This is a genomic window from Cupriavidus sp. GW823-FHT06D04 (assembly GCF_058795055.1).
On record NZ_JBXAHL010000016.1, the window covers coordinates 103833 to 122397 of the forward strand.

At 60.1% G+C, this 18565-nt stretch carries 15 protein-coding genes; 14 read left to right on the forward strand and 1 reads right to left on the reverse strand.

Features of this window, described 5'->3' with window-relative positions:
- Window positions 1-33 precede the first annotated feature (33 nt).
- From AC1Q7H_RS20545 to pilV, 3 genes are read left to right on the forward strand one after another with little or no spacing between them, the layout of a single operon-like run.
- Window positions 34-603: a type 4 pilus major pilin gene (locus tag AC1Q7H_RS20545; RefSeq protein WP_116321311.1), complete on the forward strand. Its 570-nt coding sequence runs from the start codon at window positions 34-36 to the stop codon at window positions 601-603.
- Between the two features lie 35 nt (window positions 604-638).
- Window positions 639-1649: an ATPase, T2SS/T4P/T4SS family gene (locus tag AC1Q7H_RS20550; RefSeq protein WP_116321310.1), complete on the forward strand. Its 1011-nt coding sequence runs from the start codon at window positions 639-641 to the stop codon at window positions 1647-1649.
- 9 nt (window positions 1650-1658) lie between these two features.
- On the forward strand, window positions 1659-3110 hold the full coding sequence (gene pilV / locus AC1Q7H_RS20555) for a shufflon system plasmid conjugative transfer pilus tip adhesin PilV (RefSeq protein WP_116321309.1): 1452 nt from the start codon (window positions 1659-1661) through the stop codon (window positions 3108-3110).
- Between the two features lie 317 nt (window positions 3111-3427).
- On the opposite strand, the gene AC1Q7H_RS20560 is transcribed toward pilV, so the two are convergent.
- Window positions 3428-3625, reverse strand: a complete 198-nt coding sequence (locus AC1Q7H_RS20560; RefSeq protein WP_233528223.1) for a hypothetical protein — start codon at window positions 3623-3625, stop codon at window positions 3428-3430.
- On the opposite strand from AC1Q7H_RS20560, the gene AC1Q7H_RS20565 reads away from it, so the two are divergent.
- The 11 genes from AC1Q7H_RS20565 to AC1Q7H_RS20615 all read left to right on the forward strand — a co-directional run bounded on the left by AC1Q7H_RS20565 (window position 3593) and on the right by AC1Q7H_RS20615 (window position 18128).
- On the forward strand, window positions 3593-3814 hold the full coding sequence (locus AC1Q7H_RS20565; RefSeq protein WP_411860315.1) for an LbetaH domain-containing protein: 222 nt from the start codon (window positions 3593-3595) through the stop codon (window positions 3812-3814). The genes AC1Q7H_RS20560 and AC1Q7H_RS20565 overlap by 33 nt on opposite strands.
- 223 nt (window positions 3815-4037) lie before the next feature.
- Window positions 4038-5066: a hypothetical protein gene (locus tag AC1Q7H_RS20570; protein ID WP_116321307.1), complete on the forward strand. Its 1029-nt coding sequence runs from the start codon at window positions 4038-4040 to the stop codon at window positions 5064-5066.
- Between the two features lie 20 nt (window positions 5067-5086).
- Window positions 5087-6274, forward strand: a complete 1188-nt coding sequence (locus tag AC1Q7H_RS20575) for a hypothetical protein (RefSeq protein WP_147316235.1) — start codon at window positions 5087-5089, stop codon at window positions 6272-6274.
- 102 nt (window positions 6275-6376) lie between these two features.
- Window positions 6377-11620 (forward strand): strawberry notch C-terminal domain-containing protein, encoded by a 5244-nt coding sequence (locus tag AC1Q7H_RS20580; protein ID WP_492381678.1) that lies wholly within the window; start codon window positions 6377-6379, stop codon window positions 11618-11620.
- Between the two features lie 60 nt (window positions 11621-11680).
- Window positions 11681-12202, forward strand: a complete 522-nt coding sequence (locus AC1Q7H_RS20585; RefSeq protein WP_116321304.1) for a hypothetical protein — start codon at window positions 11681-11683, stop codon at window positions 12200-12202.
- A gap of 9 nt (window positions 12203-12211) precedes the next feature.
- Window positions 12212-12511, forward strand: coding sequence for a hypothetical protein (locus tag AC1Q7H_RS20590; protein ID WP_147316234.1), 300 nt, complete (start codon window positions 12212-12214; stop codon window positions 12509-12511).
- Between the two features lie 5 nt (window positions 12512-12516).
- On the forward strand, window positions 12517-13944 hold the full coding sequence (locus AC1Q7H_RS20595) for a DNA topoisomerase (protein WP_158577683.1): 1428 nt from the start codon (window positions 12517-12519) through the stop codon (window positions 13942-13944).
- 10 nt (window positions 13945-13954) lie between these two features.
- On the forward strand, window positions 13955-15139 hold the full coding sequence (locus AC1Q7H_RS20600; protein WP_158577682.1) for a GNAT family N-acetyltransferase: 1185 nt from the start codon (window positions 13955-13957) through the stop codon (window positions 15137-15139).
- Between the two features lie 47 nt (window positions 15140-15186).
- Window positions 15187-15882, forward strand: coding sequence for an ankyrin repeat domain-containing protein (locus AC1Q7H_RS20605; protein WP_116321300.1), 696 nt, complete (start codon window positions 15187-15189; stop codon window positions 15880-15882).
- A 14-nt stretch (window positions 15883-15896) separates the two neighbouring features.
- Window positions 15897-16859 carry a hypothetical protein gene (locus AC1Q7H_RS20610; RefSeq protein WP_116321299.1) on the forward strand — a complete coding sequence of 321 codons (963 nt, stop codon included), beginning with the start codon at window positions 15897-15899 and terminating at the stop codon, window positions 16857-16859.
- 297 nt (window positions 16860-17156) lie between these two features.
- Entirely contained in the window at window positions 17157-18128 is a 972-nt protein-coding gene (locus AC1Q7H_RS20615; protein WP_116321298.1) for an ATPase, read from the forward strand.
- Window positions 18129-18565: the final 437 nt, after the last annotated feature.

Sequence of the window (18565 nt, forward strand, 5' to 3'; positions counted from 1 at the left end):
GAAACGTACTTTCCAACGAAAAGGAGCACTCTCATGAATCAATCGCGCACTTTCCGCAAAATCAACGCTCGTAGCATTCGCAAGCAGCAGGGCGGTTTCACCCTGGTGGAGCTGCTGATTGCTGCCGTGCTGCTGGCTCTCGGTATTGCCGGCATCTATAAGGGTGTCTCGGACTACATGTCCAACGACCGCGCGAATCGCGAGATGAAGGAGTTGCCGGCCATCATTACTGCGATCCAGCAGAAATACGCGCAGCGACAGAACTACGCCGGCGCAACCACGGCAGGCTTGATTAACCTGGGTGTTTTTCCGCAGTCCTGGGTCGTCGGCGCCACGGTTCAAAACCGCTGGGGCGGTACCGTTACCGTTGGTACTGCGACTCTCGTGTCGGCAAACGATGCCCTGACGCTGTCCTTCACGCAGGTTCCCCAGGCGGAATGCGCGGACGTCATCCCTGGCGTGGAGCAGAACGTGCGCGTTGTCACGGTGGGCGGCACTTCGGTAAAGGCAAACAACGCGCAGACCGACATGACGGCGCTTGGCACGGCCTGTGCAGCTGGCGGTGTGGCAAATACCGTCGTCTACACCATCGGCAAGGCATAAGCCGGGCTGAAAACGGATCAGGAGAACGGACGGTGATGAACGGCGACTTCCCCATCGATGACATGCTGTGGCTTGAGGCTTCTAGCTTTCGTGACTGGCATGTGGATCTCGATGACATCGAGAAGACTGTGGTATTTCGTCCCTTGCGGGATGGTGAGGCAACGGCGCAGTCCATCCCGTCCCGGGTTCCGCAGTCGATGCTCCCGGTGCGCGACGCTATCGCGCAAGTCCTTAAGCAAAAAGTCGGCGATAGCACCGTAAAGAGTCTGTCTTTTCCTGTCGGTCGGCTCTTCTTCCGAGGCGAACGGATTCGACCAGGTCGATATGCACTCCGGCTTTCGCCGAAAGTGGTCCAGAATCTTGGGGAGCTGAAGCTGGGGGCCGAGGCATCGCAGCTCCTCCTGGACGAGGACTTCCGCAAAGGCGGTCTGATCCTGGTTGCCGGCGACACAGGGTCTGGCAAGACAACGACGGCCTACGCAACGGTCAAGGAACGGCTGGCGCGCTACGGTGGCTATTGCCTGACTGTCGAAAGTCCTGTCGAGAAGGAGTTGGAGGGCTTTCATGGTGACGGCTACTGCGAACAGGTGGACGCGACAAACACTGGCTTCAAGTCCGAGGTGGCCAGCGCGATGCGCAAGTTCCCGGCTGAGACTCGTTCGATGTTCTTCTTCGGCGAAGTGCTTGATGAAGAGGCGGCAGCCGAGTTAGCACGACTGATCGGGCGCGGCCATCTCGTCATCACAACCATTCATTCGGCCACGATGGAACAGGCCATTGAGATGCTGATCGCATTCGCCGAGCGCGGCGGCGAAACCTACGCGCGCAGCCTTATTGGGCAAAACCTGCGCGCTGTGGTCCATCAGAAGCTGGAGAATCAGCGTGCGATGGTGCGATGCCTGCGTGTCACGCAGGAGGTGGCAAACATCATCTCGGATTCTGCGGCGGATCTGAAAACGCTCGCGACGGCAATCGATCAACAGCGACGCCAGGCAAGCACTCAACTGCTTGGGCGGGCCGCATTTCAATCCCAGATGCGCCCGTAAGGGACCACTATGCACCGAATCAGACTGCACCGTCGTTCGAAAACCCGCAAAGGCCAGGGTGGCTTCACGATTGTCGAGATGCTGATCGCATCGACGTTGCTGGCAATTGGTCTGTCTGCAGGTATGTGGGCAGCGCGTCAAGATGCGCTGGCTAACGCGTTCGAGGCTCAGGGCGAGACCCTGAAGGCTATCGGCAACGCGGGCGGCAACGAGTACATCCTGCGTTACTACAACGAGCTGCAGAAGGCTGCGCCAAGCATTCCAGGCGTGGCGGACCCATATCAGCCCACGATGGCGGAGTTGAAAGCCATTGGTCTGCCGATTCAGAATTTCGCAGACACGGGCTGGACCAACCTGCCATACCGCTTTCGCTTCCAGCGCGTGCCATCCGGCTGTACGCCACCGGCTTGCGATGTGAACGGTCTCGTCTACCTGGCCGGTCCATTGACGGACCCCGCGACCGGTGGTGTATACGGTCGAGGCCTCGGCGAAGCGATTTCGGCTATCGGCGGCGATGGCGGCTTCTCGGACGATCTCAGCCCAGGTACGATTTCTGGGTTCGGAGGCCAGTGGAATCAAGCCAATCCCATGGGCTCCCAGGTCGGGACGCTGGCAATGCAGGTCGGCTACGCCACGCTGGGCTGGCAGCAATTCCTGCGGCGGGATGGTTCGCTGCCGATGATGGGCACGTTGAACATGCGAGATACCGCGGGTGCTCGTCACGACATCGCGAACGTCAACGCCCTCGATGCACAGTCTGCCAGCCTTCCCGGTTCCAGCAACGCCAACAGTATGCGTGTTGGTAGTACCTACTTTTATGGCGACACCCAGAACACGGCAGTTCGTTCCCAGCCTGGAGGCGGCTTCTATGTTCAGGACGTAAATGGCAACGCAGCGGATATCAAGTCGTCCAGGGATATCTACACGCGAGACGTATACGCGAACACCACACAGGCGAACGAAAGTTACGTGAACGGGTGGTTCCGCGCCCGCAATGACGGCGGTATCTATTGGGAGAAATGGGGAGGCGGCTGGTATATGAGCGACCCCAGCTGGATTCGTGCGTACAACGGCAAGAACATTTGGACGCCCGGTACACTTCAAGCGGACGGCAGCGTGAGTTCCGGATACATCTCGTCATGGGGGCGAGTTCGTTCGGGCGAGTATATGCAGATCGACGGGATCGCGAATGAAAATTGGGGTTGTGGCCCGAATGGGCTTGTCGGTCGGGATGGGCCGGGGGCGCTCCTGAGCTGCCAGAACGGTCTTTGGAAAAAGCTGGGAGGCAGCGACCCACCGGCTGGCTCCCTTTGCGGGGTTCAGTGGAACACTGGGGCACCTACTGTTTCATGCATGGGAATAGGCTGGGGCAGTGGCCCAATGGCATGTCCGGGGGGATGGGGAAGAACCGAGGTGCTGGTGGAGGGTGGCAACCATATGTATATGTGCGTTAAGTATTAGAGACCGATGCCGATAGAGACGAGAGTCGCACGGAGAAGCAACCGGGCGGCTCTTTTCTTGAGGGCGCGGTAAGCGTCAATTTGCATATGTCGTTCGTACTGTATCTGGCTCTTTTGTTGCGCAGGCGGATCTCCGCAGATACCGCATGCCACTTCTTCAATTCAGCATGGCTCTCGCGGAGTCATCGCCACCGGATTTTGCGACGGGCCTTCCCGGCAGTGCACGCCAAATCCAGCATTGCCAGGCCTTTCCACGCTGGTACCTCAGGAAACTTCCTCCTTGGCTACCGTAGCTTCATGAACAGTGGGTGCGTCGTGCTAAATGGTGCGGAGGTTCGCATCGGCGAGCATGTGCTTGTGGGACCCGGCGTAAAGTTCTGCACTGACACGCATCATGTCGACCCTCGCCTTCGGCACAACGAACCGCACTCGTTCAGCAGGCCAATCACGGTAGGCGATCATGCGTGGATCGGCGCTGGTGCTGTGATCTGTCCAGGCGTGGTCATCGGGCAGCATGCCGTCGTGGCTGCTGGCTCGGTAGTGACGCGAGACGTTCCGGCATTCTCTCTCGTGGCCGGCAGTCCCGCCGTCCAGAAACGGACGTGGTCAAGCGCAGAGCATTTCGCGCTGCATACTCCTCACCCCATGGCGCACCACGCGCCGACCGACGCGACGCCAAGCATGGGCTTGCGCGACGCAGCGTAGGCGCTTCCGAGGCGCCTTCTGTTGGGGCAATGCCGAATCGCGTTGGTATCGCCCAACTTTTTTCTTGCGCCATGGGTCACAAATTAATGGCCTATGCAGCGGAATAGCACAAAATCCGTTGCTGGCTAGGCAAAATCCGAGTCGGGCAATGTCAGAAACGACTTGATGCGGCCGCTACGTTACGTATCATTCCTTTGATACGCAACCAACTTGAGCCGCAACCATGCATCCACGAGCGACGGCTTTTGCCGTCCTTGCAGAGCTTCCGCATTGGCATGACATCGCTTGCCGATTCCCTAAATGGGCGGCAGAGGTAGAGCGCCGGCATGGTCCTGACTCCCTCCTTCAAGCTGCCGTTCGGGCCAGCCATTTTTCCCACGACGAAGTCGCTGTTCTTGCAAAAGAACTGAATAGCATCCCGCACCAAGGGCGCACTGCACGCGAGATCTGCGCAGAAAAGCTGCTGCTCGCGGTTCCTGCTCAGCTGACAGTCGTCGGGCAAGCGCAGTGGATCGAAGGCGAAAAGGAAAATGCACTTAACCGCCTGAACGCCATTCCGGCCCCAGGTCTTGGCCAGCAGGTGAGGCCAAAGTTGGCGAAGCAGATGCTACGGCCCGGTAACAGCGTGATGGCGCGCATGCCTGGTAACGGCGTAGTCATGATCTCTCGCACGGACCTGCAGGGGTACGAACAGGCAGTGCAGTTGCATGTGGACGCGCTGATAGCAAGGTCGTCGGGTTGCCGCGTTACTGGTCTGTTCGCGGTGGACTCGCACGCCGGCATCGCCGAGGTCAAGCTGAGTCCTCAAATGCTGGCAGAGATTGACCGCGTTCACGATCACTACTGGCAGTCACATATTGCGGTCAACCAGCTACCCAACCCAGCGAAAGACGAGTTGCAGGAACTCGCAGATCGCGCTGCGTTCCTCAAGCTGCTCGGCGACGCCGCGTATGCCGAATTCAAGGCCATCGAACCCGCACTTCGCTCGCATCTGGCTGAGCAGCGCTTGCGCAGCGCCAGTCTGCAACTGCGAGCCTTGACCGTCGAAGCATCGGAAGCCGGTGATCTGCGCTTCCTGATCGCCCGCAGCCCGCAGATCTCCAGCGTTCGAGAAGCCCTGCGACGTGACGTGGCGGAGATGCTCGATACCCGTTTGTCCTCGGTGACGTCCATTCGCGACGTGCCTGAAACAAAGCTACTTCCGGCAACGGAAATCACCCGAAAGCCTGCACGCAAGCCGGCTTCTTTTTAACTAGCACACAGGAGCAGGAAATGTCCATTCTCAACTCGTTCCAAGAGCAGACCGGTGCGCGTCGTCAGCTGCCCCCCACGGAGAATTTCTCCATGGAAGTCCAGGGCTACAAGCGTGACCCCGCGGGCAAGCCGTTCATCACCGGCATTCGCCAGGACACGGGCGAAGAGGTTTGCGTCTACCTGCGACCGTATACCGGCAAGACACCCCTGAAGGCGCCTCGTGCTGAGATCAAGGACTTCTATGCCAAGCCTGGCGAGATCTCGAGCGTCATCGACAGCCTGCCGAATGACGAGGTCCGCAAGAACGTCATGAAGGGCTATAAGGCCAAGACCGAGCCGGGCGGCACGATCATCGTGCAGCGCGCATTCACCGATGCCGAAGGCATGGTGCAGGCCGGGTGGCTGGTTTCGGCGTCGAAGTACGCCGGCCATACGGTCGTGCATCCCTCCGTCATGGCGCGCGTCGATCCGGTGATCTACCGTGACAACGCCCCGGCCTCGGCCACGGTCACGGTGATCAACCCGGCAATGGCGCAAGTCGTGAAGTCGGGGGAGCAGCTGCAGGGCGCAATTCTGTCGGCATTCGGCGGCAATGGCAATGAAGTGGGCGGTCGCAACGGTGTACTGATCCGCCTCAGCGACGGCCAGGTCAGCAAGGCCGTGGAAGTGGTAGTGCCGCGCATCAAGAATAAGGAGAGCGGTGAGTATTCGGATTTGCCGTTTGACGAAGCCACCGTCCGGTTCCTGCAGTCCTCGACTGGCAAGCAGATTTCCGGCTTCGCCGCGAACCCGGATCTGAATGTCGAAGTGATGCCGCTGGCCTCGCTGTCGATGGGCAGCCAGACCAAAGCCGGCTACGAGCAGAATGGCGGCAAGCTGGACGTTGCCAACCGCGCGTATCGTCTGGATCGCGAAGACCAAAGTGAAACCGGCTTTGCCGAGTCCTACCTGGTGCTGCATCGACTGCCCAACGATGCCAAGGTCTTCACCATGGCCGAGCCGCTGTCGAACAAGCCGCAGCTGTTCCATGCGCGCGACGTTGCCACGGCGAACTACGTTGGCCATAGCGTTACGGCGGAGGCGCGCGACCTGAGCGAAGGCACTCGTGCGGAGGCCGGCTTCGAGGATGAAGAGGACTTCGACCTGCACGACGTCGTGCCGGAGACGGCTGCCCCCACGCAGACCGCCTCGCGCATGCGCATGTAATACCAGGTTCGCCTTCTGGGCCGCCCGCGGGCGGCCTTTTTTCTGCATCAACTCCTGCTTTCCAAGACTATGTCCAGCTCCCCGACAATGCGTTGGCTTGATTTGTCCGCACACAACGCGCGTCTAGCGCTATATCAGGCGGACGACCGAACTACCCACCTCATCGTTGCCGGAGTTTCTTCGGGTTCGCAGCAGTGGCAGGAGTTGGAGGCGCTTGGTTTCGTGGCATCCGCCTCTGGCAAGACGCTGATCCGAGAGGGTGCTGATCTGAACAGTCGCGCGCTTCGCCAGATCTTCCCGCGCGCGGCTATCGCGGACATGGAAGTGTCGCGGGTCTGGATCAAGGCGAAGGCACAGACTGCCTCGCAGAAGTCCACGCGACACGATGCTGAGCCGAGAAAGCGCCGCGCCGACAGTGACGTACTTCAACTCGGCGTCAATCATGCTGGACACCCCGTTTTCGAAGACAAATCCGGTCGGTTCTATCGGTATCAAGGTTCCCAGGTCTATGAGGACCGCTGCTATATCGCAGCCGGCGCAACCGCAAACGAACGCAGTGCCCGCGGTGCTGAGTGGCTGCGTGCCGATGACGACACCGGCCTGCAGTTCTGCGCAGACGGATTTATTCAGGAGATGCTCGGCGGTCGGAACATGCGACAAGCGGATCTGCGGCTGTTTGCGCAAGCAGCATTCGGCGCTGAGAAGCCGCTAGCTGCGTCCGATACCCGGCTACGCCAGGCACAAGAAGCCATTGAAGCCGCCATGCAGCGCGAACTCACTCGCACTGCAGACTCTGCCACCGATGAGGCCTTCGCTCACGCAGTTTCCCTGAGCGACAAGCAGCCGGTCTTCACATTCCGCACGTCCACCAGTGTCGAGAATCAGCAATACTCCACACCGTTGCCGATGTCGGTAGCGGCGCAGAGGATTCTGGCGCCCACATCGGGCGAAACGGTCCTGGAGCCGACCATCGGCAACGCAAGCCTGGTCGCTCTCTTTCCCGCGGACGTGGCTGTTACCGGCGTAGAGATCGATCCCAAGAGGGCGGAGCAGACCCGATTCGGTAGCGAGGTGAACGGCAAGCCGATCACCGTTATCGAGGGCGATTTCGTCGGCATTGGCCAGCGCGGAGGCAAGGACTATGACCGAGTGATCGCGAACCCGCCTTTCGGCGGCTTGCAGCAGTCTGTCGTAGTCGAGGATCTGCGCTGTACCCGCATCGACCACCTCATCGCAATCAAGGCGCTGCAACGGCGCAGGGCGGACGGCCGGGGGGTATTCATCATCGCCGCGGACCGCGAGAGTCTTGTGCACCCCGGCAAGATTGCTGGGGGCAGCAAGGCGTTCTTCGCGTGGCTGTCCGACCATTACGAGCTGGAGGACGTAGTTGAGCTGAACGGTGCCCTATATCGGAAGCAGGGGTCGGAGTACCCCGTGCGCATGGTCACGGTGGGACGTCGGCGTACCGACGCTGAGGCCTCGGAGGCGCTGCGGACCAAGGAGTACCGCCTTGGTGACACGCTGCCGGTGCTCCATACGTGGGATTCGTTGTGGTCCCATGCAAAGGTACTTTCCGACCGTCTGTCCCAAAAGGCTGCCGACTTATCGCAACTCGCTGGCGCGGAGCCGGTCGATAACGACGCTACGGACGCCCACCAGGTGGAATCCGAGGACGTCGAAGCCGAAGCGCTCCCGGCACAGGCCATTGACCTGACCAGCGACGATGGGACGAAGCCGGATGAAGCTGCAGAGGAGACCGCGCACTCGCCGAAGGAAGAGAACGAGTACCAGGCCCCGTACGTGCCCGCGTCCCAGATCAGCGAGCCCACCGCAATGACGCCGCGAAACTTGCTTGAACCGGTGCGTAAGGCGTTGGCAAAGCTAACCGATGAAATCGGCGAGAGCGTCGACAGCTATGTCGCTCGGAAACTCGACTTCACGCCGGAAGATCTCGAAATTGCGTTCACTGCAGAACAAGTAGACGCCATCGCGCTGGCAATCAAGCGTAGCGAAGAAGGGCGCGGCTTCATTCTTGGGGACCAGACGGGCCAAGGAAAGGGGCGCGTACTGGCTGGCATTGCGCGCTATGCCGTACTCAACGGGAAGGCCGTTACGTTCTGCACGGAGAAGGCGAACCTCTTCTCGGACTTCTGGCGCGACCTGAAAGACATCGGCACCGAAGATCTGTTCCGTCCGATGATCCTGAATGCGGACGAGCCCATCCGCAACATGGATACCAACAAAGTCGAGATCAAAGCGACGAAGGCCGGCGAACTGCAGCGCATCATGGACGCCAAGCTGTCAGTGCGCGACGCCGGCTACAACATCATGTTCGCTACCTACTCGCAGTTCAACCGCGAGGCAATAAAGAGCAAGAAGGCAGACTGGATCTCGGATGGCGTCAAGGGCAGCGTCATGATCCTGGACGAGTCCCACGTTGCCGCGGGCGATTCGAACATCTCCGACAACATTGCGCGCGCAGCTGAGTATTGCGACGCCGCCATCTACTCAAGCGCGACGTATGCCAAGGGTGCCAAAAACATGCGCGCGTACCGCAAGGTTTTCCCCGAAAGCGTACAGGTGGAAAGTCTCGCGGATACCCTGGCAGTCGGTGGGGAGCCTCTGCAGGAAGTGCTGTCAGCGATGCTGGCGGAGGAGGGCGTTTTCATCCGTCGCGAACACGACTTGTCCAAGTTGGAATTCCGCACCGTGGTCGCGAGCAAGAATGCCGCCGACTATGAATCGTGGGCCGATTCTCTGAGCGCCGCTCTGCGCGAAATGGCTTACTTCTCCGGTGACGTAACCCGGATCACGAAGCGGATGAACAAGGCCATCAAGAAGGAGTTGGAGAAGCTGCCGGAAGCCGCCCGGAAGGGGAACCGCATGGGTGTTTCCTACCAGAGCTTCGGCTCGCGCCTCTACAACATCCTGCGGCAGTTCAGCCTTGCGATCAAGGTTGACGATGCGGCTGAGGCCGCGGCGAACGCGCTGCGCGAAGGCCGCAAACCGGTGCTGGTAGTCGAACAGACGTTCGAAGCCTTGCTCAAAGAAGCGCTGCAGCAGAACGACTCCCCTGATCCGGACAGTACGGATGCCAGCATGATGGGGATCGGCGGTGATGGAACGACCATCCAGCGTGTGACTTTCCGGGACGTGATGCGACGGGTGGCCGCAAAGCTCGAATACATCTACGTGCGCGACGACTATGGCGTTGGGCACTACGAGCACGTCCTCCAGCAGGCGGAGACTGACGAAGAACGGGAGGCTATCGAGGAAATGCTCGCATCGATGCGCGCACGCATTGATGACTTACCCGATTTGCCTGTTTCACCGTTGGATACGGTGCGGGAACGCATCCAGGCGCTCGGCTACTCGGCTGGCGAGATCTCCGGGCGCAGCTTTGAGACCCGGGTAGACCCGAGTGATCGTAACAGGATGATTGTCACTGTCCGTCCGGACGAGCGACTGCGCACGATCCAAGAGTTCAACAACGGCACCAGGGACGCTGTTGCCATTACCCGAGCCGGGGCGACAGGACTCTCGCTTCATGCCAGCGAGAAATTCGCGGACCAACGACAGCGCGAAATGATCGAGTTGCAGATCGCAAACAATGTCGCAGAACGTGTCCAGTTTTTTGGGCGCGTGAACCGCCGCGGTCAGGTATGCGATCCGATCATCACGACACTTGTGTCGCCGCTTCCTTCGGAGGCGCGGACACTCGCCATGCAGAACGCCAAGCTGCGTAAGCTGTCGGCCAACACGCAGTCGAACCGTAACAACCAGGCGGAGATGCGGGACGTACCGGACATCCTGAACAAGGTCGGCAATGAGATCTGCAAGCGATACCTGATGGAGAATCCGGATATTGCGGCGCTGCTCGATATTGATCCTGAGGAGGAGACACCGAGCGACGATGAAGCGTACTTCGCGAACAAGCTAACTGGCCGGATTGCGCTATTGCCGGTGGCGAAGCAGCGACAGGCGTATGCAGATCTATCACGCGGCTACGCGGAAACGCTGCAGGAGATGGCGGCGAAAGGGATCAATCCATTCCAGACGTCGGTGTATGACTGGGGCGCACGCATTGTCGAGAAAACCGTCTTCCGCCCAGGCACAGAGTCGGGCTCGGTGTTCGACCGTCCGACCTACTGCGCGCGCGTCGAGTGGGAAGAGGAGGTCATTCCGCTGAGTGCCGAGGTCATGCGTGCGGCTGTCGCGCGGAGCCGCCAGCATCTCGTGGAGAACGACGGTCGATTCGAACTGAAGGAGAACCAGTATGCCGTCAGCGAGGCGCATCGCTGGGCACTAGCGCCCGAGAAGCTCATGGCCGACGTGAATGCTGCGTTCGACCATGTGCAGAAGCGAGCGTTGCGCTCGATGACGGAGTTTGAGTCGGTTCAGGCCGCGCTGCAGGCCAGCGAGTCCAATCCGATCAAGTTCTCGCAACTGCGGCGAGACTGGATGCGGGAGAACCTGCCGCGCGTGATGCCAGGCCGCCTGATCCGCTTCACTGGGGAGGAAGACGAGGCGCGTGAAGGCATGGTCATGCACTTCGATCCCCCTGAAGAGAAGGAAGCCGCGCATCTGCTCGGCCAGTATGACGTGAAGGTGGTTGTGCCGGGTTCGGCCACGGCTATCACGCTGACGCTGAACCAGCTGTTTGGGGACCCAATGTATACGCCCCTGGCTCAACTCGCGCCTGGACAGAATGATCCATTCCCTGCGTTTGACGAAGCAAAGCCGGGGCGCATTCTGTTCAGCCGGTATGTGCTCATGGGCAACATGTTCGCCGCAGCCCAGTTCGCAGCACAGAACCGCTTCGGCAACGCCGGCATCTTCGTGGACGATAAGGGCGAGCGCCATCGTGCCGTGATCATGTATGGCCGCGTTACGCGCGAGGACCTGGAGAGCCAACCCTTGGCGCTCTCGAAGAGCCAGGCTGCGGCAATCGTGGAGCGGGCCAGCGCGGAAGGTGTCAATGTCCTTCTCGTCGGTGATCCCGCATTGGAGCCGAAGAATGGGGTGCAACTCGTCTTTAATGGGAAAGATCCAGAGCGCTTCCAGCTGGTCGCACCCGGTACGAAGACGGCTGGGGGAAGCATCTACACCAATACGGCCCTCACCGCCCTGACTGGGGACTTCGGGGGAAATAGGACCTGGATGGCTGTCGACGTCCCGCTCTACAAGCTGGAGCCGGTGATCGAAGCGCTGACTGGACCCTGCGGGCAGGCCCTGTATGTCGCTGCCGGCAAAGCCAAGCGGCTCTTGCCGCAGCACGGCGCAGACGCCGCCTGGAGCGAAGAGCACGCCGAAGGCGCGCCCTCGAGGCCGAAAATGGCCGCATGATGTTGCGTACTATGATAGCGATACGGAACAATAGCGCCTAGCCAACATTAAGAGACCACGATGAATAGGAAAACTGAACTGATCCACGAGATCGCCGGATGGTCGGATGCTGACTGGGAGGAGGTCGTTGCGCACAGCCCAGTGCTGGAACAGCGGCTGCGTCGCGCGCTGAGCGGGCAGGGGACCGGTAGTGGTCAAGCCACATACTCTGACCTGGTGGGCGCCCTCCGCGACATGGAGGTTGCCAATGACAAAGGCCACGACCTGCCGTGGGGAACCGTCCGGCAAGCTTTACGCAGCGTTGACGCCAAAGCAGCGAACCCGCTTGATCAGCTGGAGGGCGGGCAGCTCGAAGCACTGTCTCGGTTTCGAGATGAAGCCGGCACGAGATGGAAGTCCAAGCTCCTTGCCGGATGGGTACGCGCCGCACATCCCGGCCATCTGCAGGCGATCCGGAACCAGCTTGGGCCTGAGTGGTTGGCCACCGTGAAGGACGACCATTTCCTCCAGGTGCAAAGGCGAGTCGACAGCAGTCCGAACCACGCGAACGATACGGCGCAAGCGCCCCGTCCGCGCATGTAAAGGATGCCCATGAAGATCACTGAGACCTACAAGAGTATCGCGGCCCTAATCGGGATTCCGCTCGCAGAAATGGGTACGCACGCGCAGGCGTGGCTGCAGCCTGGCGTATTCGCTCAGATGCGCCTCAAGAGTGGCGAGCCCGAAATGAGTTGGTCGATGTATGAGGACGACGCCGAAGGGGCCACATTCCACGGCGTGGCGCGCGTGGATGCCGAGGCCGAAGAGGTGGTGTTCCGCGACGAAGACGTGCACACCAACTTTCTGCAATTCTGCGAGGCAGTCCGGCTGCTTGCAGCGAAGCAGGGATGACTGCCATGCGCGTCTATCTGACCGAGAAGCCCGATGTCGCCAAGCATGTTGCGGAGTTCTTTGGCTACGAGCGGCGCGAATCCGGGGCCTACTGGCTCAAGAACGGTGATGCCGTGACGTGGATGATCGGCGACATGTTCGATCAGGGTAAGCCGGAGGACTATATGAGCGAGTCTCAGAAGGCGCTCCGCGGCTTTGCGCAACTGCCTATTCTGCCGGAGGCCTTCAAGGACTTTCCTGACGCGCAGAAGCGCGATCAGTTGCGACACGTCACCACCCTGCTGAAGCGAGCCGACGTCGTCGTCAACGCGGGCGATATCGACCGGCAGGGGCAGTACATCGCCGACAAGACGATTCGCTACGCCGGTGTTGACCCCAGTGGGAGTGGCAAGCCTGTTGAGCGAGTTCTGATCAAAGCGCTCAATCACGCGTCACTGGCCGGGGCATTCGCGCACAACGCCGTTCGGAACAATGGCGAGAGTCAGTTCGTCCTGCAGCGCCAGGCGGGCGATTCGCGCGCCAAGGCGGATTGGCTGGTTGGCATGAACGGCTCGCGGGCCGTGCGCGCAGCTGTCAATGCCAGCCTGAAAAAGTCACTTTCGGTGGGGCGTGTTCAGACGCCGACCCTCGCACTAGTCGTGCGGCGGGAGATGGAGATCCGAAACTTCAAGCCGGTGGCGTACTACGTGCCTGAAATTGCGCTTCCGGACGGTCGGGTCCTCATCTGGTCAAGCCGCAAGGAAGGGGGCGACATGCGCGGCATTGACGGGGAGGGGCGCATCATCGATAGGTCAGTGGCGGAAGCCATTGTCAGCGCGATCCAGGCGAGCCTGGACGGCGTCGTCAGCCGCTACGACTCAATTGAAAAGGAGCAGGCTCCGCCATTGCCTTTCAACCTGGCGAAGCTACAGTCGGAAATGTCCGCGAAGCATGGCATGTCGGCCAAGGAAACATCCACCGCCACGCAGTCCCTCTACCAGAATCACAAGATGGTGTCGTACGTGGGCACCGACTGCCAGTACCTGCCGGAGTCCATGCACGTCGAAGCCCCCGCTGTCCTGAAGGGGATTTCCCAGATCTACACGAAGCTGGCCAGCGGCAGCAGTCCCAGCATCAAGTACGCATGCTGGAACGACGCCAAGGTGTCCGCGCACCACGCGATTATCCCGACAGGTGAGATCGCATCCGGTCTATCCAAGCAGGAGCAGCAGGTCTTCGACGCGGTCGCCCGCCGCTACATGGCCCAGTTCTACCCGAAGCACAAGTTCATCGACAACAAGCTGGAAGCCGAGTACGGCTCGGACGTTTTCGCCTCATCTTGGAAGCAAGCGACGGTGCAAGGCTGGAAAGCCGTTGACGAGCCGCACGATGAAGACGCCAAGGCGGAGGACTCGCCAGCAGATCGCGCGACTTCGCGCATGCGCAATACCTGAGGCCAAGTCCATGGCGCAGCCGATCCAGATCCACTCGATTCACCGCGGCACGCATCACGGCCAGGACGACTACACGGTAGTCGCAAGTATCGGCGATGTGCGTGTCGGCCATCTTGACTACTCCTGTTATCAGGGCGTTCCGAGCATCGCATTCATCGAAGTGTCTCCCGATCATCGACGGCGCGGGATTGCGACGGCACTTGCACAAGCACTGCAAGCGGCGCACCCACAGCAGGAAATCGAGTTTGGGATGCTCACTGCAGATGGGGCGGCCTGGCGGCACTCCCTCCCAATGGTTGCGATCCCCGATAAAGTTGTCGCCGAGGCTAATGCGGAGCTGGAGCTTGCCAGGCGGGAGCGCGAAGCGCTGCTCAGCAAGGTCAAGCTAGGTGAGCGCGCCAATTTCGACCGCATTAATGTTCTGCACGACCGCATCGATGAGATCGAGCAGGAAGTGTTTGGTAAGAGCGCCGTCAAGCAGCTCATTGCAATCACCAATGACGAATCGAACATGGAAAACAAGGAAGCCATGACGCGCGGCGATATGTTGCAAGCAGCGGCACTCCAGTTGGAGCCGCTTCGTGCGAAGCTGTTCACCGCCCACTTGGATGCCAGTTTCGAACAGCCCGGAGAGCGGGTGCAGCTCGAGCGGCATTTCAACGCAGAGGCGGGTTACTCAGACGATGACGTTGCGCGCATCCGGTCCTTGAAAGTTGGCGAGTCATGGACATGCCCCGACTACGGCCCATCCCACACCGTCACCCGTCTGCCCGACGCGGAGATCCCAGAGGATAAGTCGGAATACATCCGCAAGTACCTTTGGCCGATTACTCCGGGCGATGCCAAGGAAGCGCAGCATGTACTCGACGGCTTCGAGTCGCGAGCCCGAGTGGAAGCCGGCATTGTGCGTTGGCTCAGTAATCGGCAGGTGCCTCCTCAGCCCGTCCTCGATCTATGGAAGTTCGCAGGCAAGCCTTTCGAGATTGAAAGGAGCGCAAAGGCCCGCGACACCGAGATCTCAGATTTCCTCGCCCAGTATCGCGCCATTAACGCAGGGCGCAAGCCGTCCCAAGAGCAATTCTCCGAGATGCGGTCCGTCTTCGGTCAGGCTGCGCAGCCGATGAACGTTGTTACGGGCGATCAGTACGACCTGGAGCGCGAGCAGATAGTCCAGCGACCCCGGATGAAGCCTTAATTACAGTAACTCCAGGCGCGCAGCGCGCCATCAACTGGAAATCAAGCATGTTCAAGACAAAGAAGGATAAGCTGTTCGAGGCGGCAATCGAAGGCGACCGTGACGAGATTCTCCGGATCATGGAGGAGGGCGGGTTCGATGCGAACGTCAAAAGTTCACTCTGGCGCGGCACGCCGATCCTGGCCTATGCCATCCTGAATCAGGACCATGTTCTGGCTCAGCATCTCATCGATAAGGGGGCCAACGTTCGGGCGGTGGTAGATGGCATGCCGTTGCTCCATATGGCAAAGGATGCGAAGAGCGTCCATATGCTGATCGAGGGCGGCGCTACGGTGATGGCTCGCATGGAGAAGGAATACCCGGGCCTGTCCAAGGGAGCAACAGCGCTGCACAAGGCTGCTCTGAACGACAACCACGAGGTTCTCAAGGCGCTCATCGATTTCGGGGCAGAGATCGATGCTCGCGACTCCTATGGGCACACACCGCTGCATTTTGCGGCGAGCAGGAGCATCCTGAACTCGAAGGCCCTAGTAATGGCTGGTGCTGATCCGGATGCAGAGAGCAAGAGCGGGGTGACGCCATCCGCTCTGATCATGCGAACGTTCGGTTTCGCCAAGTCGGCGGATGCTTGGCTGCGCGAGCGGGCCGCGGCGCTCACTACATCGGCGCTGGCGCGCTTCCGAGCCGGTGGGGATGGTGTCGAGCATGCCACCCACTCCAAGCCATCGGCTCCCCGCATGTGAACCTGGTGAAACCGATGAAAACTAGTTCTATTACCGATGATATCGCCAGCGCCGACGCGCGCCTCAAAGACGCGGGCTTGCCCACATACTCCCAGCTGGCAGGGGCACTGCAAGCTCTGATGAATTACACGGGGGGCTGGGATAAGGATCTCGCTCATCCCTGCGGCAAGGCGGCGCGGGTGCTTTCCCGCCTGGCTGACAACGGAAGTATTCCCGAACAGCTGGAATCGGTTGAGTACACGTCGGCGATGGGAGGGGCAGCGCAACGCTACATTGAAGAGTGCTGCCGGCTGTCGGACGGCCGCTACGCCATCATGCCGCCCTCAATGCCCGGGTCGTTTCGATGGGAAACCCTGTTTGAACGAATGATGGACGCTTCCCCGGGAAGCGCGGTCGCGGTCAGCGAGTCTCTGGACAGCACGCCGGTCATTGACCTGAAACATGTCTCGTATGACCGTATTCTGGACACATACAGCAAAGCCTATCCTGACCTGCCACCCGAAGTCATGGCCAATGACATCGTCGGCCACGTCTGCGAGTTGGTTGAACGCAGTGCCGCGCACGAGGATCGTCATGCCGGCGAGAAGCTCGAGCGTAAGTTGGTCGACGTACATCCGCTGCCCAACGAGGAGGCCCTCGAAAAATGGGACGGCTTCAAGGATAGGGCCATTGAAGGTGGCTTTGGCAGTCAGCAAGAAAGGGTGGCGGGTCTGATTAAGGCCGGCGCAACCAAGGCCAAGCTAATCCAGTTCTGGCGGGAGACCAAGCATCTGAGCTGGCCGAATAGCTACGGGCAATCGCCTTGGGAGACAGCCTCGTCTGTGGGGGCGGCCTTGGATGCCGCCCTTCTGGGCGGAGCCCTCAGCGCTTACCACCGAGGACTGGTGTATGTCTTTGACCGCACCCAGGCGGCAGCAAGCGCCGGACTGGAGCAGGATGTAACGCAGAAAAATGACCAAAGGAGGCCTAAAATGTAAAGTAGGAGGCACGCTCCATTTAAGTTCTGCGAGCGTGCTTAGCCGGACGGGCCTATAATGAAACCCATAGGCGACATGGAGGTGCAAAATGGCTTCAAAGCTGGCCCAATTCGTTATGAGCAAGCAGTTCGATGACCTGTTTGCGCGTGGCGTGAAGAAAGCAGCGGAAGAGGCGCGAGCTGCCGGTCTACCACCGGCTGGCGACCAACGCGTCCTTAAGGCCAAGGCCCGTCGTGCGACTGTGGTGTATGAGGCCCCGCGCCCGACCACACCCAAACGCAAGACGCCGCGAGTTGCATGACAACAATCGACAAGACGCAGCAACAAGATCCCCCTTTTGAAACCACGGTCCTGTCTTTTGCAGGACCGAACGGTTCTGGCAAGACAACTGCCAGTCGCGAAGTCCTGGAGGCGTCAGGGCTTCCGCCCGAAGCCTACATCAACGCTGACGATATCGCGAAGACGCTCGAGAGCGAAATTGCGGACTATGACGAGCGGAATCGGAAGGCCGCGGCAATCGCCGAAGAGCGCCGACTTGCCGCCCTCGAAACCGGGGACTCGTTTGCATTCGAGACCGTCATGTCCACGCCGGAAAAGGTGGCTTTGCTCACCCAGGCAAAGGCCAAAGGATACGAAGTTCTCCTCGTATTTGTGGCCACCAATAATCCCGAGATCAATGTCGCGCGTGTAGCAAATCGCGTCAGCCTCGGCGGCCATGCCGTGAAACCTGACACCATCCGAGATCGCTACTGGCGGGCCTTGGAGCTACTGGCGTGTGCGGTCGAGCAAGCAGATATGGCTTTGGTGTACGACAACTCCTTGGATGACGTAAAGCCGGTAGTCGTCGCAAGGAAGGCGGACGAGCGATTGGAGATCGAGGACGCGGAAGACCGTGACGCAGACTGGATCCTCGATGCATTGGAGAGGCCTTGGCAAGCTCGCCTCAATTCCCGTTCTGTTCTGATGGACCTTGCGGTTGAACATGGGGCGGATCCCGAGGACGTTCAGCATTTGCTTCGCCCTGCTCTTGCCGAAAACGGAGCTGATTACATTGGCCTAGTGCTCGCTCACACTGACCACCATGTACTTCAGGTCGGCGCAAAAGGCCAATACATACTGCACGACCGCCAGCTGCTCGCGACTGACGTCATCAAGGATGGTGCCTGGCAGTGCCTTCAATATAGGTATTCGAAGGGCAAAATCGACCGGTCATCACTTCTCAACGTTGCGGCGCCTGAAGAGAGGGCCGGATCTCGCCCCAAGCCGTAAGGAAGCAAGTACCCGGCGAGGCCACCGTTACCGCTGCCAGCCGGCTTTACTCCCCTCGCCATCAAATCGTGGCAATTCATAATTCCGATGCCTGGCGAGTGAGCATGGTAAACACCATTTGGTTGGTCGAGCTGACGATTATGCCGGATTTTCCGCTGCTGGGTGCCCCGCGTAGGCAAGGTCACGACGCACGCGCAACCGTGCAGCAGCAACGGTGGCGAATGCAACAAGGAGATGGTCGGTTCCTATTGCGCGGTGCCACACCATCTATACGGATCTGTCAGGTTTAGCTCAGCCCCTGAACCGGTACGGCGTAGTAGACGTGACGTTGGGAATCGGAGTTCTCCGGACTGCGTTGTCCGGAAAATCAATGACTTAACAGCCAATTCCGTTGCCGCTCGCCCGCGCCCCGAAGCGGAAATGGCTGGACTGCCATC